Source organism: Klebsiella sp. RCJ4 (assembly GCF_009025755.1).
GTDB lineage: Bacteria > Pseudomonadota > Gammaproteobacteria > Enterobacterales > Enterobacteriaceae > Klebsiella > Klebsiella michiganensis.
Genome location: NZ_WCIN01000029.1, coordinates 44,485 through 66,406, shown reverse-complemented (window position 1 = coordinate 66,406; position 21,922 = coordinate 44,485). Strand labels below are relative to the sequence as shown.

21 protein-coding genes and 1 pseudogene are annotated in these 21,922 nt (G+C 58.6%); 19 read left to right on the top strand and 3 right to left on the bottom strand.

Features of this window, described 5'->3' with window-relative positions:
* Positions 1-96: 96 nt before the first annotated feature.
* Positions 97-1,266: a M20 aminoacylase family protein gene (locus F8562_RS10010; RefSeq protein WP_014838223.1), complete on the top strand. Its 1,170-nt coding sequence runs from the start codon at positions 97-99 to the stop codon at positions 1,264-1,266.
* A 25-nt stretch (positions 1,267-1,291) separates the two neighbouring features.
* Positions 1,292-2,683, top strand: a complete 1,392-nt coding sequence (locus tag F8562_RS10005; RefSeq protein ID WP_094909469.1) for an MFS transporter — start codon at positions 1,292-1,294, stop codon at positions 2,681-2,683.
* Here the strand turns inward: F8562_RS10005 and pspF are convergent.
* Positions 2,674-3,663: a phage shock protein operon transcriptional activator gene (gene pspF, locus F8562_RS10000; protein WP_014838225.1), complete on the bottom strand. Its 990-nt coding sequence runs from the start codon at positions 3,661-3,663 to the stop codon at positions 2,674-2,676. The genes F8562_RS10005 and pspF overlap by 10 nt on opposite strands.
* Before the next feature lie 152 nt (positions 3,664-3,815).
* On the opposite strand from pspF, the gene pspA reads away from it, so the two are divergent.
* The 9 genes from pspA (at position 3,816) to F8562_RS09955 (ending at position 11,259) form a co-directional block, all read left to right on the top strand.
* A complete protein-coding gene (gene pspA / locus F8562_RS09995; protein ID WP_004121203.1) occupies positions 3,816-4,484 on the top strand; it encodes a phage shock protein PspA in 669 nt (222 codons plus the stop codon).
* Positions 4,485-4,534: 50 nt separating this feature from the next.
* Entirely contained in the window at positions 4,535-4,759 is a 225-nt protein-coding gene (gene pspB, locus F8562_RS09990) for an envelope stress response membrane protein PspB (RefSeq protein WP_004101459.1), read from the top strand.
* Complete coding sequence (pspC, locus tag F8562_RS09985) at positions 4,759-5,118, top strand: envelope stress response membrane protein PspC (RefSeq protein WP_004850207.1); 360 nt, start codon at positions 4,759-4,761, stop codon at positions 5,116-5,118. Before pspB ends, pspC begins: the two co-directional genes overlap by 1 nt.
* Positions 5,119-5,137: 19 nt before the next feature.
* The gene (pspD, locus tag F8562_RS09980; RefSeq protein ID WP_004101464.1) at positions 5,138-5,368 is read left to right on the top strand and encodes a phage shock protein PspD; all 231 of its coding nucleotides are present in this window, start codon (positions 5,138-5,140) and stop codon (positions 5,366-5,368) included.
* Between the two features lie 34 nt (positions 5,369-5,402).
* Positions 5,403-5,717 carry a thiosulfate sulfurtransferase PspE gene (pspE, locus tag F8562_RS09975; RefSeq protein ID WP_014229028.1) on the top strand — a complete coding sequence of 105 codons (315 nt, stop codon included), beginning with the start codon at positions 5,403-5,405 and terminating at the stop codon, positions 5,715-5,717.
* Between the two features lie 88 nt (positions 5,718-5,805).
* The gene (locus F8562_RS09970; RefSeq protein WP_014229029.1) at positions 5,806-7,203 is read left to right on the top strand and encodes a YcjX family protein; all 1,398 of its coding nucleotides are present in this window, start codon (positions 5,806-5,808) and stop codon (positions 7,201-7,203) included.
* Positions 7,200-8,261: a YcjF family protein gene (locus F8562_RS09965; protein WP_014838227.1), complete on the top strand. Its 1,062-nt coding sequence runs from the start codon at positions 7,200-7,202 to the stop codon at positions 8,259-8,261. Before F8562_RS09970 ends, F8562_RS09965 begins: the two co-directional genes overlap by 4 nt.
* A gap of 284 nt (positions 8,262-8,545) precedes the next feature.
* Positions 8,546-10,087 (top strand): transcriptional regulator TyrR, encoded by a 1,542-nt coding sequence (tyrR, locus tag F8562_RS09960; RefSeq protein WP_004850219.1) that lies wholly within the window; start codon positions 8,546-8,548, stop codon positions 10,085-10,087.
* 116 nt (positions 10,088-10,203) lie between these two features.
* Positions 10,204-11,259, top strand: coding sequence for an AbrB family transcriptional regulator (locus F8562_RS09955; protein ID WP_014838228.1), 1,056 nt, complete (start codon positions 10,204-10,206; stop codon positions 11,257-11,259).
* A gap of 45 nt (positions 11,260-11,304) precedes the next feature.
* On the opposite strand, the gene tpx is transcribed toward F8562_RS09955, so the two are convergent.
* Positions 11,305-11,811, bottom strand: coding sequence for a thiol peroxidase (gene tpx, locus F8562_RS09950; protein WP_004850226.1), 507 nt, complete (start codon positions 11,809-11,811; stop codon positions 11,305-11,307).
* Positions 11,812-11,912: 101 nt separating this feature from the next.
* On the opposite strand from tpx, the gene ycjG reads away from it, so the two are divergent.
* On the top strand, positions 11,913-12,878 hold the full coding sequence (ycjG, locus tag F8562_RS09945) for an L-Ala-D/L-Glu epimerase (RefSeq protein ID WP_014229032.1): 966 nt from the start codon (positions 11,913-11,915) through the stop codon (positions 12,876-12,878).
* Here the strand turns inward: ycjG and mpaA are convergent.
* Positions 12,869-13,582, bottom strand: a complete 714-nt coding sequence (gene mpaA / locus F8562_RS09940; protein ID WP_004850230.1) for a murein tripeptide amidase MpaA — start codon at positions 13,580-13,582, stop codon at positions 12,869-12,871. The genes ycjG and mpaA overlap by 10 nt on opposite strands.
* 189 nt (positions 13,583-13,771) lie before the next feature.
* Between mpaA and F8562_RS09935 the strand changes: the two genes are divergently transcribed.
* From F8562_RS09935 to F8562_RS09905, 7 genes and pseudogenes are all read left to right on the top strand, one after another.
* Positions 13,772-15,388: a peptide ABC transporter substrate-binding protein gene (locus tag F8562_RS09935; protein ID WP_014838229.1), complete on the top strand. Its 1,617-nt coding sequence runs from the start codon at positions 13,772-13,774 to the stop codon at positions 15,386-15,388.
* Positions 15,389-15,957: 569 nt separating this feature from the next.
* Positions 15,958-16,443 (top strand): annotated as a pseudogene (locus tag F8562_RS09930) (coenzyme F420-dependent N5 N10-methylene tetrahydromethanopterin reductase-like protein); the annotation flags it as partial.
* Positions 16,440-17,459 (top strand): methionine ABC transporter ATP-binding protein, encoded by a 1,020-nt coding sequence (locus F8562_RS09925; protein ID WP_014229034.1) that lies wholly within the window; start codon positions 16,440-16,442, stop codon positions 17,457-17,459. The pseudogene F8562_RS09930 and the gene F8562_RS09925, both read left to right, overlap by 4 nt.
* The gene (locus F8562_RS09920) at positions 17,456-18,154 is read left to right on the top strand and encodes a methionine ABC transporter permease (RefSeq protein WP_014229035.1); all 699 of its coding nucleotides are present in this window, start codon (positions 17,456-17,458) and stop codon (positions 18,152-18,154) included. The genes F8562_RS09925 and F8562_RS09920 overlap by 4 nt, the downstream gene beginning before the upstream one ends.
* Complete coding sequence (locus F8562_RS09915) at positions 18,151-19,029, top strand: MetQ/NlpA family ABC transporter substrate-binding protein (protein ID WP_014838231.1); 879 nt, start codon at positions 18,151-18,153, stop codon at positions 19,027-19,029. Before F8562_RS09920 ends, F8562_RS09915 begins: the two co-directional genes overlap by 4 nt.
* A 175-nt stretch (positions 19,030-19,204) precedes the next feature.
* Entirely contained in the window at positions 19,205-20,626 is a 1,422-nt protein-coding gene (locus F8562_RS09910) for an MFS transporter (protein WP_014838232.1), read from the top strand.
* A 10-nt stretch (positions 20,627-20,636) separates the two neighbouring features.
* Positions 20,637-21,860, top strand: a complete 1,224-nt coding sequence (locus F8562_RS09905; protein WP_032719789.1) for an acyl-CoA dehydrogenase family protein — start codon at positions 20,637-20,639, stop codon at positions 21,858-21,860.
* The last annotated feature ends 62 nt before the right edge of the window (positions 21,861-21,922 follow it).

Here is a 21,922-nt window from a genome sequence, read left to right as displayed (position 1 = left end):
TAATCCGTCACTATAAAACAAAAAAGCGCATTTTAAAGCCAACAGGGATGCATAAACTCGAAAGTGTCGTGCAAACACAACACAGGAATAATAAAAATGACACACCCGATTATTGAGGCATTACAGGTTAACGAGGCGCAGTTTGTCGCGCTTCGCCGCCGTTTCCATCAGCAGCCGGAAATTGGTTTTGAAGAGCATAAAACCAGCGAAGAGGTTGCCCGCCTGCTCGGCGAATGGGGCTATCAGGTTCACTGCGGTCTGGCGGGCACCGGCGTGGTCGGTACTTTACGCGTCGGCGAGGGTAAAAAACGGTTGGGGCTACGGGCGGATATGGACGCGCTGCCGATGCAGGAGATGAGCGGCAAAGCGTGGGCCAGCCGGGTCGACGGTCGTTTTCACGGCTGCGGCCACGATGGCCATACCACCACGCTATTGTACGCCGCGGAATATCTGGCGCGCACCCGGCAGTTTAACGGCACCCTGCAGCTTATTTTTCAGCCTGCTGAGGAGTTGCTCTACGGCGGTCGGGTCATGCTGGAAGACGGCCTGTTTGACCAGTTCCCCTGCGATGCCATTTTTGGCCTGCATAATATGCCGGGGCAGCCGTTAGGCAGAATCGGCCTGCGCGATGGGGCGATGATGGCCTCCTCGGACACTCTCCATATTGAAGTCAAAGGGGTGGGCGGACACGGCGCGGTACCGGAGCATACCGTCGACGCCACGCTGGTTGCCTGTCATATCACCCTGGCGCTGCAATCCATTGTTTCCCGAAACATCACGCCGTTTGAACCAGCGGTCGTGACCGTGGGCAGCATTCAGGCCGGGCACGCCCCGAACATTATCAACGACAAGGTGTTAATGAAGCTCACGGTGCGCACCTTAAACGAACAGGTTCGCGAGACCGTCCTGCAGCGCATTCACGATATCGCCGTTGCTCAGGCCGAGAGCTTTAACGCCAGCGCCGCCTTATCCCACGTTAACGGCAGCCCGGTTTTAAGGAACGATCCGGCTGCCAATGAGATGGTCCGCACGGTGGCGACCGCGCTGTTTGGCGCGGCGCAGGTCGGCGAGGTGAAGCCGTTTATGGGCAGCGAAGATTTTGCTTTTATGCTCGAGCGTAATCCGAACGGCTGCTATTTCACCATCGGGGCCGGGGACGAAGCGGATCGCTGCATGGTGCATAACCCGGGATACGACTTCAACGATGCGCTGTTGCTGAAAGGCGCCGCGCTGTGGTGCGCCCTGACGGAACACTATTTGCGTTAATGTCCGCAACGAAGAGGACCCTGCTATGAGTTCTGTATCGCTAAGCGAAGCGCAGTTCGTCGGCACCGATCGTCTGCTGGCGGGTATTGTATTGAGCGTTCTGACCTTCTGGCTGTTTGCCCAGTCGGTGATTAACGTGGTTCCGGCGATGAAGAGCAGCCTCGATATTTCGCTGGAAACCCTGACCCTGGCGGTGAGCCTGAGCGCCTTATTCAGCGGCTGCTTCGTGGTCGCCAGCGGCGGGCTGGCGGATAAATTCGGCCGCATGCGCATGACTACCCTGGGCCTGATCCTCAGCATTGTCGGTAGCGCAATGCTGGTGTTCTCTCAGGGACCCGCGCTGTTCCTGGCCGGGCACGTTTTACAGGGGCTGTCGGCCGCCTGCATCATGCCGGCGACGCTGGCGTTAATTAAAACCTGGTATGAAGGCAAAGCGCGCCAGCGGGCGGTCAGCTTCTGGGTCATCGGCTCGTGGGGCGGCAGCGGTCTGTGCTCGTTTGCCGGCGGGGCGATCGCCACCGGTCTGGGCTGGCGCTGGATCTTTGTTTTCTCCATCGCGGTAGCGCTGGCGGCGCTGTTTTTGCTGCGCGGTACGCCGGAAAGCCGCAGCGCCAGCGCGCAGCAGCATAAGCTGGATATCAGCGGCCTGCTCAGCCTGATCCTTGCGCTGGTGCTGCTAAATCTGTTTATCAGCAAAGGCCACGGCTGGGGCTGGACCAGCGCAACCTCGCTGGCGATGCTGGCCGGCGCGCTGGCTTCGGGGCTGTTTTTTATCCGCAGCGGCCAGCGTAAGGGCGACGCGGCGCTGATTGATTTCGCGCTGTTTCGCAACCGGGCCTACAGCGCCGCGGTGTTGTCGAACTTTATGCTCAACGGCGCTATCGGTACGATGATGATTGCCAGCATCTGGCTCCAGCAGGGGCATCATCTGAGCCCGCTGGAGAGCGGAATGATGACGCTCGGCTATCTGGTTACCGTGCTGGCGATGATTCGGGTGGGCGAGAAGCTGCTGCAAAGCTACGGCGCGCGTTTGCCGATGATGAGCGGCCCGGTCTTTACCGCGGTCGGTATTCTTCTTATCTCCTGCACCTTTCTCGATAAATCGACCTATATCGTCACGGTCTTTTTCAGCAACGTGCTGTTTGGCTTCGGCCTGGGCTGCTACGCCACCCCGTCAACGGACACCGCGGTGGTTAACGCTCCTGAGAATAAGGTAGGCGTGGCCTCGGGGATCTATAAGATGGGCAGTTCGCTCGGCGGAGCGATGGGCATTGCGGTGACAGCGTCACTTTTTGCGCTGTTTTTACCGCTCGGCATGGCCAGCGCGGCGCAGTATGCGCTGTGGTTTAACGCCGCGCTCTGCCTGGGTTCAATGGCGGTGAGCGCGCTGCTGCTTCCGCGTACAGGTCAAAGCTGATGTTTTTTCAGCAGCGCCCGCAGCTGGTGGTAGGTTAGCCCCAGCAGTTCGGCCGCCTGCTTTTGATTGTACTTCGCCTGTTCGAGGCTTCTCTCGAGCAGGCTTTTTTCTTGCTCCTGCTGGAAAGCGCGTAAATCGAGCGGCAGCGTGGGGCCTGGCGTCTTCTCCACTTCGACGGGCGTCGCCGCGTGCTGCTGGCGGAAGGGGTTAATAATAATATTATCCAGCTCGCGCTCGCTGCTGCCGTGACGGTAGACCGAGCGTTCAACCACGTTTTTTAATTCACGGATATTCCCCGGCCAGCGGTAGTTCTGCAGCGTCATGGCGGCGCGTTCGCTAAAGCCGGGAAACAGCGGCAGTCCGAGCTCGCGGCACATCTGGATAGCAAACTGGGTGGCGAGCAGCATGATATCGCTCTGGCGCTCGCGCAGCGGCGGCAGCTGCACCACATCAAAGGCCAGACGGTCGAGAAGGTCGGCGCGAAAAAGTCCGTCTTCCACCATTTGCGGCAGGTCGGCGTTGGTCGCGCACACCAGGCGGACGTTAACCTGTAGCGGCTGGCTGCCGCCGACGCGCTCCAGTTCGCCATATTCAATCACGCGCAGCAGTTTTTCCTGTACCAGCATCGGCGCGGTGGCCAGCTCATCGAGAAACAGGGTACCGCCGTCGGCGCGCTCGAAGCGCCCCGGGTGACGTTTACTGGCCCCCGTAAAGGCGCCGGCCTCATGACCGAACAGCTCCGAATCGAGCAGATTTTCATTGAGCGCCGCGCAGTTCAGGGAGATAAACGGCCCCTGCCAGCGGGAAGAGAGGAAGTGCAGACGGCTGGCGATCAGCTCCTTGCCGGTTCCGCGCTCGCCAATCACCAGCACTGGTTTATCGAGCGGCGCCAGTCTTGAGACCTGCTCCAGCACCTCAAGAAAGCTATTGGCCTCGCCGAGCAGGTTGTCCTTGTAATCCGCCATGATGAATTTCGCCATTTAGTAGTGTGATTCACCAGGTCACTTTAGCAATGCGCTGGCCGGATAACAACCACTTCCATTAAAATCAATAAGATAAAAACTTGGCACGGCATTTGTATTAGTCATGGCACAGGCCGGTGCCTGATACCAGAACTATGAGGATTGAAATTATGGGTATTTTTTCTCGTTTTGCCGACATCGTGAACGCCAACATTAACTCTCTGCTGGAGAAAGCGGAAGATCCGCAGAAGCTGGTTCGGCTGATGATCCAGGAGATGGAAGACACGCTGGTTGAAGTCCGTTCGACCTCGGCGCGGGCGTTGGCTGAAAAGAAACAGCTGAGCCGTCGTATTGAACAGGCCGTTGCCCAGCAGGCGGAATGGCAGGAAAAAGCCGAACTGGCGCTGCGTAAAGAGAAAGAGGATCTGGCCCGTGCGGCGCTGATCGAAAAGCAGAAGCTGACCGACCTTATCGGCAGCCTGGAAAACGAAGCGCAGCTGGTTGACGAAACGCTGGCGCGGATGAAAAAAGAGATTGGCGAGCTGGAAAACAAACTCAGCGAAACCCGCGCCCGTCAGCAGGCGCTGATGCTGCGTCATCAGGCCGCAAGCTCCTCCCGCGACGTTCGCCGTCAGCTGGACAGCGGTAAGATTGACGAGGCGATGGCGCGTTTTGAATCGTTTGAACGCCGCATCGATCATATGGAAGCCGAAGCCGAAAGCCACCGCTTCGGTAAAGATAAATCGCTGGATCAGCAGTTCGCCGATCTGAAAGCGGACGATGAAATCAGCGAGCAGCTGGCGGCGTTGAAAGCCAAAATGAATCAAAATAACCAGTAATGTCTTCGGGCGGCACCAAGACGTGCCGCCGCCATCAGCAAGGAGTTCACATGAGCATGCTTTTTCTCGCCATCCCTTTGACGTTGTTTGTGCTGTTTGTTTTGCCGGTCTGGCTCTGGCTGCATTACAACAACCGCACCGCCAGCGGCAGCCTATCGCAGAATGAACAGCAGCGCCTGCTGCAGCTGACCGATGACGCGAAGCGCATGCGCGAGCGTATTCAGGCGCTGGAGGCGATTCTTGACGCTGAGCATCCGAACTGGAGAGAGAAATAATGAGCGGACTGGATCTGAGTAAAAAACTGTGGCGCATTCCGCAGCAGGGCATGGTGAAAGGGGTTTGCGCCGGCATCGCGCAGTACCTGGACGTGCCGGTTAAGCTGGTGCGCCTGATTACCGTACTGGCAATGATTTTTGGCCTGTTCCTGTTTGTGGTGGTGGCCTACATCATTCTCTCGTTTGCGCTGGATCCTATGCCGGAAAGCGAGCTGTATGGTGAAAAAACGCCGAGCAGCGGAGAGCTGTTGGCCGCCGCGGATAAGGAGCTGGCAGCAGGGGAGCGTCGTCTGCGTGAAATGGAACGCTACGTCACTTCCGACACCTTTTCGCTACGCAGTCGTTTTCGCCAGCTATAACTGAAAGTTGAGGTTAATGATGAACATGAAATGGCAGCAGGCCGGGCAAAAAGTCAAACCGGGTCTGAAAATCGCAGGCAAGCTGGTTCTGCTCACCGCGCTGCGCTACGGTCCGGCGGGCGTCGCAGGCTGGGCGGTAAAATCCGTCGCGCGTCGGCCGCTGAAAATGCTGCTGATGCTTGTTCTGGAACCGATGCTCAGCCGGGCGGCGCAGCGGTTTTCTAAACGTCGCGGATGGCGTATGTTATGAGTGCCTAAAAAACTCACTCTATCAGGATGATAAAATGCGAAAACTGCTTCTGGGTTTAGCGCTGGCCATGGCCTTACCCGTCTTCGCGGCGGAGCACTGGATTGACGTCCGCGTTCCGCAGCAGTATCAAAAAGAACACGTCGACGGGGCGGTGAATATTCCGCTGGCGGATTTAAAAACGCGGATTGCGGCTGAAGTACCGGATAAAAACGATACCATTCACGTCTATTGCAACGTTGGCCGGCAATCTGGCCAGGCTCAGCAGATGCTGAGCGAAATGGGCTACACGCAGGTGGTGAATGCCGGCGGCCTCAGTCAGATCGCCAGGCCGAAAAGCGCCAGCAAATAATCTTCAGCCCCGTCGCAGCGGGGCTATTGCACTTTATGATTAGCCCTCATGTCTATTTCCCTCGTTCTTCAGGCTCAACAGGATGGCGATGAAGCGACTCAAAACAGAATTTAATGCGCTGGTGAATCGTGGGGTTGACCGGCATCTTCGCCTGGCCGTCACCGGCCTTAGCCGCAGCGGCAAGACCGCCTTTATCACCGCGCTGGTAAATCAACTGCTCAATATTCACGCCGGGGCGCGGCTGCCGCTGCTCAGCGCAGCGCGTGAAGAACGCCTGCTGGGCGTCAAGCGCGTCCCGCAGCGGGATTTCGGCATTCCGCGTTTTACCTATGACGAAGGGCTGGCCCAGCTGTACGGTCAGCCGCCGGTCTGGCCAACGCCCACCCGCGGCGTCAGCGAAATCCGCCTCGCTCTGCGCTATCGCTCCAACGATTCGCTGCTGCGCCATTTTAAAGAGACCTCGACCCTCTACCTGGAGATTGTCGACTATCCCGGCGAGTGGCTGCTGGATCTGCCGATGCTGGCCCAGGACTATCTGACCTGGTCACGGCAGATGACCGGATTACTGCAGGGGCAGAGGGCGGAGTGGTCAGCGCGCTGGCGGCAGCTATGCGAAGGACTGGATCCGCTGGCGCCCGCCGATGAAACCCGTCTGGCGGAGATCGCCGCTGCGTGGACTGACTATCTGCATACCTGTAAGCGCGAAGGGATGCACTTCATTCAGCCGGGGCGCTTTGTGCTGCCCGGCGAAATGGCCGGCGCGCCGGCGCTGCAGTTCTTCCCCTGGCCGGACGTTGATGCCGCCGGTGAAGCTAAGCTGGCGCAGGCGGACAAACAGACCAATGCCGGAATGCTGCGCGAGCGTTTTAAATACTACTGCGAGAAAGTGGTTAAGGGCTTCTACAAAGATCATTTCCTGCGCTTCGATCGGCAGATCGTGCTGGTAGATTGCCTGCAGCCGCTTAATAGCGGGCCGCAGGCGTTTAACGACATGCGTCTCGCGCTGACGCAGCTGATGCAAAGCTTCCACTACGGGCAGCGCACGCTGTTTCGTCGCCTGTTCTCCCCGGTTATCGATAAGCTGCTGTTCGCCGCGACCAAAGCCGATCACGTCACCGTCGATCAGCACAGCAATATGGTGTCGCTGCTGCAGCAGCTGATTCAGGATGCCTGGCAGAACGCGGCGTTTGAAGGCATCAGCATGGATTGTCTGGGGCTGGCGTCGATTCAGGCGACGCAGAGCGGCCTTATCGAGGTGAACGGCGAGAAGATCCCTGCGCTGCGGGGGCATCGGCTAAGCGACGGACAGCCGCTGACCGTCTATCCCGGCGAAGTGCCCGCGCGCCTGCCGGGTCAGGCCTTCTGGGAGCAGCAGGGTTTTCAGTTTGAAAACTTTCGCCCGCAGGTGATGGACGTTGATAAACCGCTGCCGCATATTCGCCTCGACGCGGCGCTGGAATTTTTGATCGGAGATAAATTGCGATGACCGAACCTTTAAAACCGCGTATCGATTTCGATGGCCCGCTGGAGGTGGAAAAGGCGCAAATTCTGAAATCCGCGCGCGCTTTTGACGGCGCCGATGCGGAGAAGTTCGCTCCAGCGCGGCTCGACGCGCCGGAAGAAGAAGAGGGCGCGGCGGAAGCGGTGGTGGAATCGGTGCTGCGACCTAAGCGCAGCCTGTGGCGAAAGATGGTCGGCGCCGGGCTGGCTATTTTTGGCGTCAGCGTCGTGGCGCAGGGCGTGCAGTGGACGATGACCGCCTGGCAAACGCAGGACTGGATCGCCCTTGGCGGCTGCGCAGCCGGCGCGCTGATCGTCGGGGCGGGCGTCGGTTCGGTGGCGACCGAATGGCGCCGGCTGTGGCGACTACGCCAGCGCGCCCACGAGCGCGATGAGGCGCGGGACCTGATGCACAGCCATGCGGTTGGCAAAGGGCGCGCCTTTTGCGAAAAGCTGGCCCAGCAGGCGGGGCTGGATCACTCGCACCCGGCGCTGCAGCGCTGGTATGCGGCGATCCATGAAACGCAGAACGATCGTGAAGTGGTGAGCCTGTACGCGCAGATCGTGCAGCCGGTACTGGATGCGCAGGCGCGGCGTGAGATTAGCCGTTCGGCGGCGGAATCGACGCTGATGATTGCAGTCAGCCCGCTGGCGCTGGTGGATATGGCGTTTATCGCCTGGCGTAATTTACGTCTGATCAACCGCATCGCCACTCTGTACGGTATTGAACTGGGCTACTACAGCCGCCTGCGCCTGTTCCGCCTGGTGCTGCTGAATATCGCTTTTGCCGGCGCCAGCGAGCTGGTGCGGGAAGTCGGGATGGACTGGATGTCGCAGGATCTCGCGGCCAGGCTATCGGCGCGCGCGGCGCAGGGAATTGGCGCCGGTCTGCTGACGGCGCGGCTGGGTATTAAGGCGATGGAGCTGTGCCGTCCGCTGCCGTGGATCGCCGACGATAAACCGAGGCTGGGGGATTTTCGCCGCGAGCTGATCGGCCAGCTAAAAGAGACGTTGCAGAAGAGCAAAAGCGGCGCGGAAAAATAAGTCGCTTAAGCATTCCCGGCTTGCGGCGTGAACGCCTTAGCCGGGCTACCGTTTCACAGAAGGCTGTAACCTGTAGCCCGGCTACGCGCAGCGCAAGCCGGGGAGAAAAGCAGAAGCGATGATAGCCGCTTATCTCATCGTCATTTTCCTCTGAGCGCATAACTTTACGGCAGAAAGGCCATTTTTCCGCCATACTGTCAATAATTGTTGACAGCTATCTTCACGCCAGCAAATAACTGTCCTATCATTCATCGGTTATTGGCCTCTTTAGGGTGAAAACGCCTATGCGTCTTGAAGTCTTTTGTGAAGACCGTCTTGGTCTGACTCGTGAATTGCTCGATTTACTGGTGCTGCGCGGTATCGACCTGCGGGGCATCGATATTGACCCTATTGGCCGAATTTATCTCAACTTCGCCGAGCTGGATTTCGCCAGCTTCAGCAGCCTGATGGCGGAAATTCGTCGTATCGCCGGCGTCACCGACGTGCGCACCGTGGCGTGGATGCCGTCAGAGCGCGAACATCTGGCGCTCAGCGCGCTGCTGGTGGCGATGCCTGAGCCGGTGCTGTCTCTCGACACCAAAGGAAAAGTCGAACTGGCTAACCCGGCCAGCTGCCAGCTGTTTGGCCAGAGTCAGGAGAAGCTGCGCAGCCACCCGGTCGCGCAGCTGATTACCGATTTTAACGTCCAGCGCTGGCTGGAAAACAGTCCGCAGGAGTCCCACGCCGAGCACGTGGTGGTCAACGGGCAGAACTTCCTGCTGGAGATCACTCCGGTTTATCTCGAAGGCGAACACGGCGAGAAGGTACTGACCGGCGCGGTAGCGATGCTGCGTTCGACGGTCCGTATGGGGCGCCAGCTGCAAACGATGACCATTCAGGACACCAGCGCCTTTAGCCAGATCCTCGCCGTTGGGCCGAAAATGCGCCACGTTGTCGAGCAGGCCCGTAAGCTGGCCATGCTCAGCGCGCCGCTGCTGATCGTCGGTGATACCGGCACAGGGAAAGATTTGCTGGCCCACGCCTGCCATCTGGCCAGCCCGCGCGCGGGGAAACCTTATCTGGCGCTGAACTGCGGCTCCATCCCGGAAGACGCGGTGGAGAGCGAGCTGTTCGGCGACGCCGTTCAGGGCAAGAAAGGCTTCTTCGAGCAGGCTAACGGCGGCTCGGTTTTGCTGGATGAAATTGGCGAAATGTCGCCGCGCATGCAGACCAAGCTGCTGCGCTTCCTTAACGATGGAACTTTCCGCCGCGTTGGTGAAGATCATGAAGTCCACGTTGATGTCCGGGTGATCTGCGCTACCCAGAAAAACCTGGTGGAGCTGGTGCAAAAAGGGCTGTTCCGCGAGGACCTCTACTATCGTCTTAACGTCCTGACCCTGTATCTGCCGCCGCTGCGCGATTGCCCGCAGGACATCATGCCGCTGACCGAGCTGTTCGTGGCGCGTTTTGCCGATGAGCAGGGCATCCCGCGGCCGAAACTCTCCGCTGATTTGAACAGCGTTTTGATGCGCTACAGCTGGCCGGGCAACGTGCGCCAGCTCAAAAATGCGATCTATCGCGCGCTGACGCAGCTGGACGGTTTCGAGCTGCGCCCTCAGGATATTCTGCTGCCGGATCACGACGTCTCCTCGCTGGCGGTAGGCGAAGAAGCGATGGAAGGCTCGCTGGATGATATTACCCGTCGTTTCGAACGCTCGGTGCTCACCCAGCTTTATCGCAGCTTCCCCAGCACGCGTAAGCTGGCCAAGCGTCTTGGCGTCTCGCATACCGCCATCGCCAACAAGCTGCGTGAATATGGCCTGAGCCAGAAAAAGGGCGATGAGTAATGCCCGTCGGCCGGCTGCCTGCGCCGCCGGCCGGCATTTCCAGAAAAGGGAGGGGGGCTGGCGTCAAATGAATCGGTATATACTGCGTTTTTACCCTCTTTATGGCAGGCATACGCATGCGGATCTGGCGTAGTCATTTTTTTCAATGGATGAAACTGCTGGCGCTCTCCAGCGCGATCTCTTTTGTGCTGTTCTGGTTTCACCTTCCCGCCGCGCTGCTGCTGGGGCCGATGATTGCCGGCATCAGCCTGAGCCTGCGCGGTGCGGAAATTCGCGTACCCCGTCCCTTTTTTATTGCCGCCCAGACGATTATCGGCTGCATGATTGCCCGCAGCCTGACGCCCTCCATTTTCGGCGTTCTGCTGGCAAACTGGGCGCTGGTGCTGCTGATTCTCTTTTCCACGCTCGCTATCAGCGCGCTGGCGGGATGGCTGCTGGTGCGCTACAGCGATCTGCCCGGCGCCACCGGAGCGTGGGGGAGTTCGCCGGGCGGCGCCTCGGCGATGGTGATTATGGCCCAGGAGTACGGCGCCGATGTCCGGCTGGTCGCGCTGATGCAGTATCTGCGGGTGCTGTTTGTTGCCGGCGCCGCGGCGCTGGTGGTGCGCGTCGCGCTCGGCGGTGAAGCGCAGGAGATGACTCAGCAGGTCGCCTGGTTTCCGCCGATCAGCCGGCAGCTGCCGCTTACGCTGCTGTTGACGGCGGCGGCGGGGTGGCTTGGGCTGCGGCTGCGCTTTCCTTCCGGGGCGATGCTCTTCCCGATGCTGATTGGCGCGCTGGTGCAGGGAGAAGGCTGGCTGCTGCTCGAACTTCCCGAATGGCTGCTGGCGCTGGCCTATGCCGCCGTCGGCTGGAGCGTTGGTCTAAAGTTTAATAAACAGATTTTCCTGCTGGCGCTGAAAACCCTGCCGCAGATCCTGGCATCGATTATCGGCCTGATCCTGCTGTGCGCGCTGATGGCTTATGGGCTGACGCAGGTTTTGCCGCTGGACTTTATGACCGCCTATCTGGCAACCAGTCCGGGCGGACTGGACACGGTGGCGATTATCGCCGCCGGTACGCGGGCGGATATGTCGTTTATTATGGCAATGCAGACGCTGCGCCTGTTCACCATCTTATTGACCGGCCCGGCGATTGCGCGCTTCATCTCCCGCTATGCGGCGCGGCAATAAAAAAAGCCCCCGTTTAACGAGGGCTTACGTAACTCAGCGAGGATATTACGCTTTCAGCGCGGCCAGGGCTGCGTCGTAGTCCGGCTCTTCGGTGATTTCATTCACCAGCTGGCTGTAAACAACCTGGTCATTTTCATCAATGACGACCACAGCACGCGCCGCCAGACCGGCCAGCGGGCCCGCAGAGATAGCGACGCCGTAGTCGGCCAGGAACTGCGCGCCGCGCAGGGTGGACAGAGTGACAACGTTGTTCAGGCCTTCAGCGCCGCAGAAGCGAGACTGCGCGAACGGCAGGTCAGCGGAAATGCACAGCACGACGGTGTTGTCCAGTTCAGACGCCAGCTGGTTAAATTTACGTACCGATGCCGCGCAAACGCCGGTATCGATGCTTGGGAAAATGTTCAGCACTTTACGGGAGCCGGCGAACTGGCTCAGCGCGACGTCAGAGAGATCTTTGGCCACCAGCGTAAACGGCTGCGCTTTAGCGCCTGCCTGCGGAATGGTGCCTTGAACAGAAACGGGGTTGCCCTGGAAATGCACGGTTTGTGACATGGTTATCTTCCTGTTTACATATAGTTAACGTCGCGGCTAGTGTATGACATCCGTCATCAGCACGGCAAATCCTTTTAATACTTACCTGCGAGGTTCAGGGAATGCGAAATCTGCGAGTCTATGAAGAAGCCTGGCCGTTACATACTCCGTTTGTGATCGCCCGCGGCAGCCGCAGCGAGGCAAAAGTCGTGGTGGTGGAGATTGAAGAGAATGGCGTCAAGGGGACAGGTGAGTGCACGCCCTATCCTCGTTACGGAGAGAGTATAGCCTCGGTGATGGCGCAGATTATGGCGATTGGCGAACAGATTGAACGCGGCGTCTCTCGTGAGCAGATTCAGCACCTGCTGCCCCCCGGGGCCGCGCGTAACGCCGTGGATTGCGCGCTCTGGGACTGTCAGGCGCGCAGCGCGGGTAAGAGCATCGCGCAGCTGTTGGGCGTGACGCTGCCCAGCCGGGTGGTTACGGCGCAAACGGTGGTTATCGGCACGCCGGACCAGATGGCGGCGAGCGCGGCGGCGCTGTGGGAAAAAGGGGCCACGTTGCTAAAAGTAAAGCTCGACGATCATCTGATTAGCGAGCGGTTGATTGCCATTCGTGAAGCGGTTCCGCAGGCAACGCTCATCGTGGATGCCAACGAAGCCTGGCGCAGCGATGGCCTGGCCGAGCGCTGTCAGCTGCTGGCGGATATCGGCGTGGCGATGCTGGAACAGCCGCTTCCGGCTGGGGCCGATGAAGCGCTGGAGAATTTTATCCACCCGCTGCCCATTTGCGCCGATGAGAGCTGTCATACGCGCGACAGCCTGGCGGCGCTGCGCGGCCGCTATGAGATGGTCAATATCAAACTGGATAAGACCGGCGGTCTGACCGAAGCGCTGCTATTGGCTGAGGAGGCGGAGCGCCTGGGATTTGCGCGGATGCTGGGCTGTATGCTGTGTACCTCAAGAGCCATCAGCGCGGCGCTGCCGCTGGCGCCGCTGGCCCGATTTGCCGACCTCGATGGCCCGACCTGGCTGGCGGTGGACGTTGAGCCGGCGCTGCATTTCAGCACCGGCGTGCTTCATCTTTGAGGATGCCAGTGCAGCAGGTCCGTCATCGCCTGAAGGTATTTATCCGTCGCCTCGTCGGCGGATATCGGCGGGAATTCGGCGGTGATGCAGGGCAGGCCGATATCCGCGCACCAGCTGCCAAAGGAGCCGGGCGTTTCATAGCCGACGCTGCCCACCAGCGGCAGGCTGAACGCCCCGGCAAGCCACTGCCCCAGCGCGCTGTGGCCGGGGTCTTCAATACAGGCCAGCGGATCGTGAAACGAGACCACCCACGCGGGATGGATCTGGTGGATCAGCTGGCACAGCGCCTGGGTTTCCGGTTCTGAACCGGGTTTTTCGCCGGTGAGCAGAACCACATCGCGCTGTTCCGCCGCGCTGTTCCAGCGATAAACCGTTTCGCCTTCTTTCCAGTTTGCCGCCGGAAAATTCCGGTTCAGGTCGATGCCGCGCGCGTTGGCGCGCAGCCCCAGCTGGCAACCGTCCGGGTTGACCGCCAGCACGACATGATGGCGGCGCAGCTCGGGTTTGAGCGTACGTAGCGCGCAGGAGAGGGTGACAATCGATGCGTTTTCATCGCCGTGGGTACCGGCAAGTATCAGGCCGCTGCGGCTATCGGCCAGCGGTGCAGGGAACCACAACAGCGGTGCGCCGAGGTGAGACTGGCCATAGCGTTGTGTGCCGGGCGGAAAATCACCGCGCTGAGGGCGAGGACGAGAAACGGGCATAGGGCATCCTGTTGTCAGGTTATTTTTCAGCAGTGTTGTGTAAAACCGTCCCGGAATCAAATAGTTTCCAGCGAGGAGGAAATCAGCATATATGTCAACTTTCTTTCACAAGCCGTTTGCAATTTCAGGTGATGAAACAAATAATTATCGCACTGCCAGCTCTGGTTTTTTTATTTTAAAGGGGATCTTATGAAGTATCCTGTCACATTGACATGCGGCGCGCTGTGGTTAGCCAGCATCTCTTCTCTTGCCTGGGCGGCCGATGTCCCACCGGGCACCGTATTAGCCGAAAAACAGGTGCTGGTGCGGCACATCAAAGATGAACCCGCCTCCTTAGATCCCGCCAAAGCCGTCGGTCTGCCTGAAATTCAGGTTATCCGCGATCTTTTTGAAGGTTTAGTCAATCAGGACGAGAAAGGCAATCTGATCCCAGGCGTGGCGACTCGCTGGCAGAGCAATGATAATCGCGTCTGGACATTTACCCTGCGCGATAACGCCCGCTGGTCCGACGGAACGCCGGTAACGGCGGAGGATTTCGTCTATAGCTGGCGGCGGCTGGTTGATCCTAAAACCACCTCCCCGTTTGCCTGGTTTGCTGCGCTGGCCGGAATCGCCAATGCGCAAAATATTATTGATGGTAAAGCCGCGCCGGATACCCTCGGCGTCACCGCCGTGGACGCGCGTACCTTGCGCGTGCAGCTGGATAAACCGCTGCCGTGGTTCAGCAATCTGACGGCGAGCTTTGCTTTCTATCCGGTGCAGAAGGCTAACGTGGAGAGCGGCGACAACTGGACGCGTCCGGGAAGCCTGATTGGCAACGGCGCGTATGTCTTAAAAGATCGCGTGGTGAATGAAAAGCTGGTGGTGGTTCCCAATACGCACTACTGGGATAACGGCAAAACGGTGATCCAGCAGGTCACATTTACGCCCATTAACCAGGAATCGGCGGCCACCAAACGTTATCTGGCCGGCGATATCGATATCACCGAGTCGTTCCCGAAAAATCTGTACCAGAAGCTGCTGAAGGATATTCCGGGGCAGGTCTATACCCCGCCGCAGCTGGGTACTTATTATTACGCGTTTAACACGCAGAAAGGGCCAACCGCCGATGAGCGCGTCCGCCTGGCGCTCAGCATGACTATCGATCGCCGTCTGATGGCGGAGAAAATTCTGGGTACCGGCGAGAAACCGGCCTGGCGCTTTACCCCGGACGTGACCGCAGGCTTTACCCCGCAGCCGACGCAAATCGAGAGCATGAGCCAGGCCGAGCTGAATGCCCAGGCCAAAGCGCTGCTGCAGGCGGCGGGCTACGGTCCGAACCGTCCGCTGAAGCTGACGCTGCTGTACAACACCTCGGAGAACCACCAGAAAATCGCGATTGCGGTGGCTTCCATGTGGAAGAAAAATCTGGGCGTCGACGTGAAGCTGCAAAATCAGGAGTGGAAAACCTATATCGACAGCCGCAATACCGGCAACTTCGATGTGATTCGCGCCTCATGGGTCGGGGATTACAACGAGCCGTCGACGTTCCTGTCGCTGCTCACCTCGACCCACAGCGGTAATATCTCCCGTTTCAACGATCCGGCCTACGACAAAATTCTGACCCAGGCGGCGCTGGAAACATCGGAAAAGGCGCGCAATGACGATTACAACACGGCGGAAAAAATCATTATGGCGAAAGCGCCCATCGCGCCGATTTATCAGTACACCAACGGGCGTCTGATTAAACCGTGGCTGAAAGGGTATCCGATAGCCAATCCGGAGGACGTGGCCTATAGCCGCACAATGTATATCCTGAAGCACTGATGCGTACTGACCTCCTGCTAACATCAGGCAACCATCGCTAAACTCACAACTGGCGCGGCTTACAGCGCCAGTTTCTCCTTTCGCATTCCGAGTATCTTCACCCAGGTCGTTTCAGCCCCAAACTCCCACTTTCCGATGCTGCTATTCGTTCGGGATTAAAGCAAGAACCGTCAACCCAGTGAACAACTTTAACTCGCACGCGTTGCAGGCGTCGCAACGTAATAGTGCTGGCACCAGCAACCAGAGACACGCCTTGCCCGGCTGTTGCTAATACAACAGGCGGTGTGCATCAGTTGGCGCATTCGCAACAGCTCTTGCGCAAGCCAATTTATTAAAGCCATTGATTAACATGAATTAAATAATGCGCAGCCTTTGGCATGATTATCGCTAACACCCATATAACAAAATTAAAATAACTCTTCGATAAATATCGAATATGGTTATATAGGAAATGGATAATGACGCAGAAAGCTGACGAAAATATCAACATATTGGCGTTCTCTCGCCGTAGGTTGCTCTCGCAGAGCAACCTTAGCGGAGAAAGCGAGGAATGGCCGGGCGACTATCGGCAGGCAACGCTGGCGCTGATCTCCGGCTGGACCGGTATTGACTTCGGTCAGTATCGGCCGGACCAGGTGCTGAAATACCTGCATACCAACGCCATCCAGTCGGCGGTTGAGGCATTTTCCACCGCCGACCCGAATCGTCAATGGACGGTGGAAGCGCTGGCGGACTGGGTGGGTATCGGCGGCTTTGGCCCGCTGCTCGTCGGCAGTGCGGAAACGGTGGCCGATGAACTGCAATCCTGGGTCGAGGAAACCGATGTCGATGGCTTCAATCTGGCCTACGCCGTGACGCATGAAACCTTCCGCGACGTGGTGGAGCTATTAATACCAGAGCTGCAAAAACGCGGCGTCTTTAAGCAGGATTACCGGGAAGGCACGCTGCGCGAAAAACTGTTCGGCGCCGGGCCGCGCCTGACCGCGCCGCATCCGGGGGCAGACTACCGTCGCGGTGTGCGAAACGATGTCGGGGCGAAGGAGACGGCGGCATGATTGATATCGATAATCTGCATAAACGCTACCGCACGGCGGATGGCCGCGTCAGCGAGGTTCTGAAGGGATTATCGCTCAGGGTGCCCGCCAGCTCCATCACTGCGGTGGTAGGGCCGAGCGGCGCGGGGAAATCGACCCTGGCGCGCTGCATCAGCCTGCTGGAACGCCCCGATAGCGGCAGTATCAAGGTTAACGGCAAAGACTTGTCATTACTGTCAGGGGAGGCGCTGCGGCGTGAACGGCGCGCGATCGGCACCGTTTTTCAATCCTCAGCGCTGCTGAATCGCAAAACGGCGTGGCAAAACATCGCGGTGCCGCTGGAGTATCTGGGCGTGGTGGAACGCGACATTAAGGCGCGGGTCGGTGAACTACTGGAGAGCGTAGGGCTGAGTCACAAAGCGGAGGCCTATCCGTCCCAGCTTTCCGGCGGACAGCGTCAGCGCATTGGTATCGCTCGCGCGCTGGCATTACGTCCGTCGGTACTGCTGGCGGACGAGGCCACGTCTGGGCTGGATCCCCAGGCGACCGCCACGGTGCTGGGTTTGCTCCGACAGCTACGTGATGAGTACCGGCTGGCGATAGTCCTGATTACTCATGAAATGGATGCGGTACGCTCCGCGGCGGATGCGGTGGCGGAAATCCGCGATGGCGCGATAGTCCAGTACGGGCAGGTGAAAGAGCTGCTGGCCCGTCCGGATTCCCTGCTTGGTCAGCAGCTATTGCCGCTGTCGCCCATCGCTGTTAACAGCGATCTGCTGCTGCGCCTGAGTTATCGCTGGGATGTGCCGGTGGCGACTGACTGGATCAGCCGTCTGAGCCACCAGCATGCGCTACAGATAGATTTGCTCGGCGGCCATGTGGAAGTGATCAACGGTCAACTGGCGGGGCGTTTACAGGTCGGCGTCCGATTTCAGGGACAACGACTGTCAGCGGATCGAACGATCGCGCTTTTAGCGCAGCTGGGCATTGCGGCGGAAATCCTTGCACATGCCCCCGAGCTACAGGAGGCGGTATGAAACCGACAGTGATAAGCCAGGATACGCCGTGGCATGAAATCCACACATTGCTGCTGCCTGCTTATGGTGAAACCTGGCTGATGGTTGCCATTGTGATGCTGTTTGTGGTGACCCTTGGCGGCGTGGTGGGCGTGGTGTTATTCAACGCCTCGCCGCGAGGATTATTTCCGCGTCCCGCGCTTTACCAGGTGCTTAACTGGGGCGTCAACATGGGGCGCTCTCTGCCCTTTCTGGTGTTAATGGCGGCGATTATCCCGTTTACGTTCTGGCTTACGGGCACCACTATCGGCATCCCTGCCGCGGTGGTGCCGATGATTGCCGCTGGCGTGCCATTTTTTGGCCGTCTGGTGGAAAACGCCCTGCGCGAACTCCCGGCGGAGGTTACCGCGGTGGGGCTGGTGTGCGGCGGTTCGCGCTGGCAGATAATCCGCCACGCGCAGCTCAGCGAGGCGCTGCCTGCGCTGGTGGCGGCGGTCACGCTTAACCTGGTGTCGATGATCGAATATTCGGCGATTGCCGGCACTATCGGTGCGGGTGGGATCGGCTATCTGGCGGTCGTGTACGGCTATCAGCGTTTCGACAATCACATCATGATCGCCACCATTGTCGTGCTGATCGCCACGATTCAGATCATTCAATTCTTTGGCGACCGTCTGGTCAATAAGCTTCGCCACACTCAGGGGATTTCTTCATGACAACAGAACAGTTTGAACTCCGTAAAGCCCGCCGCTGGCCATGGCTGGTGGCGCTGGCAGCGATCGCGGCGCTGGCCGTCGCGTTCTGGTGGTGGCGCGGATACGCGCAGGCGCCGCAGGTCGTTTTCGGTACGACGTTAAAAATTCACTACGAACCGGCGATGGCGGGCGAGCAGCGAATTATTGAGTACATCAGTCAGCATATTGCGCCCGATTATGGCCTGAAGCTGGAGGCGGTGGGCGTACAGGATCCGGTACAGGCGGACAGAGCCGTGGCGGAGGGGCAGTATGCCGGCACTATCTATCAACATCAGTGGTGGCTTAAGCAGGTGGTGGACGCCAACGGTTTTGCGCTTTCGACGACCGTACCGGTTTTTCAGTGGGCCTTCGGGATCTATTCCGACCGCTATAAATCGGTACAGGATTTGCCCGTCGGGGCGACCCTCGTCGTGCCGGATGATGGCGCTAACCAGGGGCAGGCATTATGGTTGCTGCAAAGGATAGGGTTAATCTCACTCGATCCGGCGGTTGAGCCGCGCACGGCGAAACTGAAAAATATTGTCGGCAACCCGCACAAGTTCAATTTTAAAGAGCTGGATTTATTAACCATGCCGCGTGCACTGAATTCGGTGGATGCCGCTATTGGTTATGTCTCACAATTTGATGCCGGAAAAGTCCCGCGGGAAAAAGGCATATTATTCCCGCCTGCGCCTAAAACGTTTGCCTCGCAGTTAGTCATCGGTACACCGTATCTATCGCAGGAGAATATTGTCAAATTAAAACAGGCTTTTTCCGATCCGCGTATTCAGACATGGTTAAAGACCACTGACGATCCGCTGGTCAAAGACGTACTGGTTCCGGTCTCAGCAAACTAAGACATCATTGATGAAACGATAATAACCGGACGGGCGTTTGCTCGCCCGGTTACTGGCGTCATTATTTATCAACTTATTGAATATATTGATAATTATATGATTATTTATTGTTTTTAATATGCTAAAGCCCGGCTTATAACCAGAGTCACCTGCACAATTATATAAGGTAAATAATATGAGTACTCTGTCTGTTGATAATGCTGGCGCCGTTTCGGCACCGGTGAGTAGCGTCGGGGATGTGGCGCGATTAATTAATTCCGGCAGGGAGCAGAGTAAATATGCGCGGATGATTGTATTCCTCGCGCTCGGCGGTGTATTCCTCGACGCTTATGATTTAACCACGCTCTCTTACGGTATTGATGATGTGGTGCGGGAATTCCAGCTCTCGCCACTTTTAACCGGCATTGTCACCTCGTCAATAATGGTCGGCACGATTATCGGTAATTTAATCGGCGGCTGGCTGACGGATAAATATGGCCGTTATTCGGTGTTTATGGCCGATATGCTATTTTTTGTGGTATCGGCGATTGCGGCGGGACTGGCGCCGAATGTCTGGGTATTAATCGGCGCGCGATTCCTGATGGGGATTGGCGTCGGGATCGATCTCCCGGTCGCCATGTCTTATCTGGCCGAGTTTTCCCGCTTTAGCGGGAAGGGTAATAAGGCCGCGCGGCTCGCGGCCTGGTGTCCGATGTGGTACGCCGCCTCGACGGTCTGTTTTTTAATCATCTTTGGGCTCTATTTCCTGTTGCCAAAAGAACATCTGGACTGGCTGTGGCGCGCATCGCTGCTGTTCGGCGCGGTTCCGGCGCTGCTGATTATTGCCGTGCGCAGCAAATTCATGAATGAATCGCCGTTATGGGCGGCCAACCAGGGCGATTTGACCTCGGCTGTGCGTATTCTGCGCGACTCTTACGGGATCAACGCTCACGAAGCACCGCCAGAACGTCCTGCTCCGCCGCCCAAAGTGAGCTTTCGCGTGCTATTTGCAAAACCGTACCGCGAACGCACTATTGTCGCTGGGGTGATGAACGTCTGTATCTCATTTGAGTATACGGCGATCGCCTTTTTCCTGCCGTCCATTCTCGCCCAATTCCTTGGCGCTGGCGTGTTCGAAACCATCTCCGCTTCGCTGGGACTCAATGCGCTGTTCGCCTTTACCGGTGGGCTGCTGGGGATGCACCTGGCATGGAAATATCCGTCGCGACACGTCGCGATCGCCGGGTTCGCACTGCAGTTTATCGCCCTGATCGTCCTCGCGCTGGTGGGGCAGCCGCAGGCCGCGCTGGGTGTAGCGCTGGCGATTGCGATGCTGGGGTTGTGGCTGTTTGCCGAGGGCTTTGGTCCCGGCGCGCAGTTGATGATCTATCCGGCGCTTTCATACCCAACCGCTATTCGCGCCACCGGGGTCGGCTTCAGCCGCGCACTTTCCGGTATTGGCAGCGCGCTGGCGCTGTTTGTGCTGCCGCTGCTGCAGGCATCGCTCGGTACGCAAATGTTCTGGGTCGTATCGCTGGCCGCCATTATCCCGATTTTCTTCCTGCTCGCGGTACGCCATGAGCCTACCCAATATGACATTGACGACAGCCACCATTGAGGAACAGAAAATGACTTTACTCTCTACCGGCACCGACTATGAACAGCTGGCGGCGACCTTCCGACCGATTTTTGCTCGTATCGCGCAGGGGGCGGCGGCGCGCGAACAAAACCGCATCCTGCCCGATGAGCAGATCCGCTGGCTGAAAGAGGCCGGATTTGGCACGGTACGCATTCCGCGGGAAAAGGGCGGCTGGGGCGCGTCGTTGCCGCAATTAATTGCGCTGCTTATTGAGCTGGCTCAGGCCGACTCCAACCTGCCGCAGGCGCTGCGGGCGCATTTCGCCTTCGTTGAAGACCGCCTCAATCAACCTGACTCGCCGGCGCGCGATCGCTGGTTCCGTCGCTTCCTCGACGGCGAGCTGGTGGGCAGCGGCTGGACCGAAATCGGCGCGGTCAGGCTGGGGGAGGTTTTCACCCGCGTAACGCCCGTTGAAGGCGGCTGGCGGCTGGACGGTGAGAAATTCTATAGCACAGGTACGCTGTTTGCCGACTGGATAGATGTTTTCGCCCGGCGCAGCGACAACCAGGGCGATGTGATTGCGCTGGTCAGCACGAGCCAGGCCGGCGTTGAACGTGAGGATGACTGGGACGGCTTCGGTCAGCGTCTGACCGGCAGCGGCACGACCCGCTTCAAACAGGCGCAGGTGGAGCAGGATCACGTCTACGACTTTGCGCAGCGCTTTCGTTATCAGACCGCGTTTTATCAGCATATCCTGCTGGCGACGCTGGCGGGAATTGGCCTGGCGGTTGAGCGTGACGTCGCCGAAGGCGTGAAAAAGCGGACCCGGATGTACAGCCACGGCAATGCCGCCGTGCCGCGCGACGATGCGCAGGTACTCCAGGTTGTGGGACAAATCAGTAGCTGGAGTTGGGCGACGCGGGCGGCGGTATTGCAGGCGGCGGAATCGTTGCATCAGGCCTACCTTGCGCATGCCAGCGGCGACGAAGCGCTCATTGAACAGCGCAATCGCCTGGCTGAAGTCGAAGCGGCCCAGGCTCAGGTAATTGCCAGCGACTGGATCCCGCGTGCGGCCACCGAGCTGTTCAACGCCCTCGGCGCGTCGGATACGCGAGTGAGTAAGGCCCTGGATCGGCACTGGCGCAACGCGCGCACCGTGGCATCGCACAATCCGGTGATTTATAAGGCGCGAAATATCGGTAACTGGTTGGTTAACGGCGAAGCGCCAACCTTTATCTGGCAGATTGGCGACGGCGAGAAATCGCAGGGCTGAGAAACACGGCGAAGGAGCCTCTCCGTAAGGATCGTTGGCACCCCCATCACGATTGAGCGGGG

Coding starts and splice junctions, on each gene's coding strand:
- F8562_RS10010 (WP_014838223.1), top strand. CDS start 97: ATGACACACCCGATTATTGAGGCATTACAGGTTAACGAGGCGCAGTTT.
- F8562_RS10005 (WP_094909469.1), top strand. CDS start 1,292: ATGAGTTCTGTATCGCTAAGCGAAGCGCAGTTCGTCGGCACCGATCGT.
- pspF (WP_014838225.1), bottom strand. CDS start 3,663: ATGGCGAAATTCATCATGGCGGATTACAAGGACAACCTGCTCGGCGAG.
- pspA (WP_004121203.1), top strand. CDS start 3,816: ATGGGTATTTTTTCTCGTTTTGCCGACATCGTGAACGCCAACATTAAC.
- pspB (WP_004101459.1), top strand. CDS start 4,535: ATGAGCATGCTTTTTCTCGCCATCCCTTTGACGTTGTTTGTGCTGTTT.
- pspC (WP_004850207.1), top strand. CDS start 4,759: ATGAGCGGACTGGATCTGAGTAAAAAACTGTGGCGCATTCCGCAGCAG.
- pspD (WP_004101464.1), top strand. CDS start 5,138: ATGAACATGAAATGGCAGCAGGCCGGGCAAAAAGTCAAACCGGGTCTG.
- pspE (WP_014229028.1), top strand. CDS start 5,403: ATGCGAAAACTGCTTCTGGGTTTAGCGCTGGCCATGGCCTTACCCGTC.
- F8562_RS09970 (WP_014229029.1), top strand. CDS start 5,806: ATGAAGCGACTCAAAACAGAATTTAATGCGCTGGTGAATCGTGGGGTT.
- F8562_RS09965 (WP_014838227.1), top strand. CDS start 7,200: ATGACCGAACCTTTAAAACCGCGTATCGATTTCGATGGCCCGCTGGAG.
- tyrR (WP_004850219.1), top strand. CDS start 8,546: ATGCGTCTTGAAGTCTTTTGTGAAGACCGTCTTGGTCTGACTCGTGAA.
- F8562_RS09955 (WP_014838228.1), top strand. CDS start 10,204: ATGCGGATCTGGCGTAGTCATTTTTTTCAATGGATGAAACTGCTGGCG.
- tpx (WP_004850226.1), bottom strand. CDS start 11,811: ATGTCACAAACCGTGCATTTCCAGGGCAACCCCGTTTCTGTTCAAGGC.
- ycjG (WP_014229032.1), top strand. CDS start 11,913: ATGCGAAATCTGCGAGTCTATGAAGAAGCCTGGCCGTTACATACTCCG.
- mpaA (WP_004850230.1), bottom strand. CDS start 13,582: ATGCCCGTTTCTCGTCCTCGCCCTCAGCGCGGTGATTTTCCGCCCGGC.
- F8562_RS09935 (WP_014838229.1), top strand. CDS start 13,772: ATGAAGTATCCTGTCACATTGACATGCGGCGCGCTGTGGTTAGCCAGC.
- F8562_RS09925 (WP_014229034.1), top strand. CDS start 16,440: ATGATTGATATCGATAATCTGCATAAACGCTACCGCACGGCGGATGGC.
- F8562_RS09920 (WP_014229035.1), top strand. CDS start 17,456: ATGAAACCGACAGTGATAAGCCAGGATACGCCGTGGCATGAAATCCAC.
- F8562_RS09915 (WP_014838231.1), top strand. CDS start 18,151: ATGACAACAGAACAGTTTGAACTCCGTAAAGCCCGCCGCTGGCCATGG.
- F8562_RS09910 (WP_014838232.1), top strand. CDS start 19,205: ATGAGTACTCTGTCTGTTGATAATGCTGGCGCCGTTTCGGCACCGGTG.
- F8562_RS09905 (WP_032719789.1), top strand. CDS start 20,637: ATGACTTTACTCTCTACCGGCACCGACTATGAACAGCTGGCGGCGACC.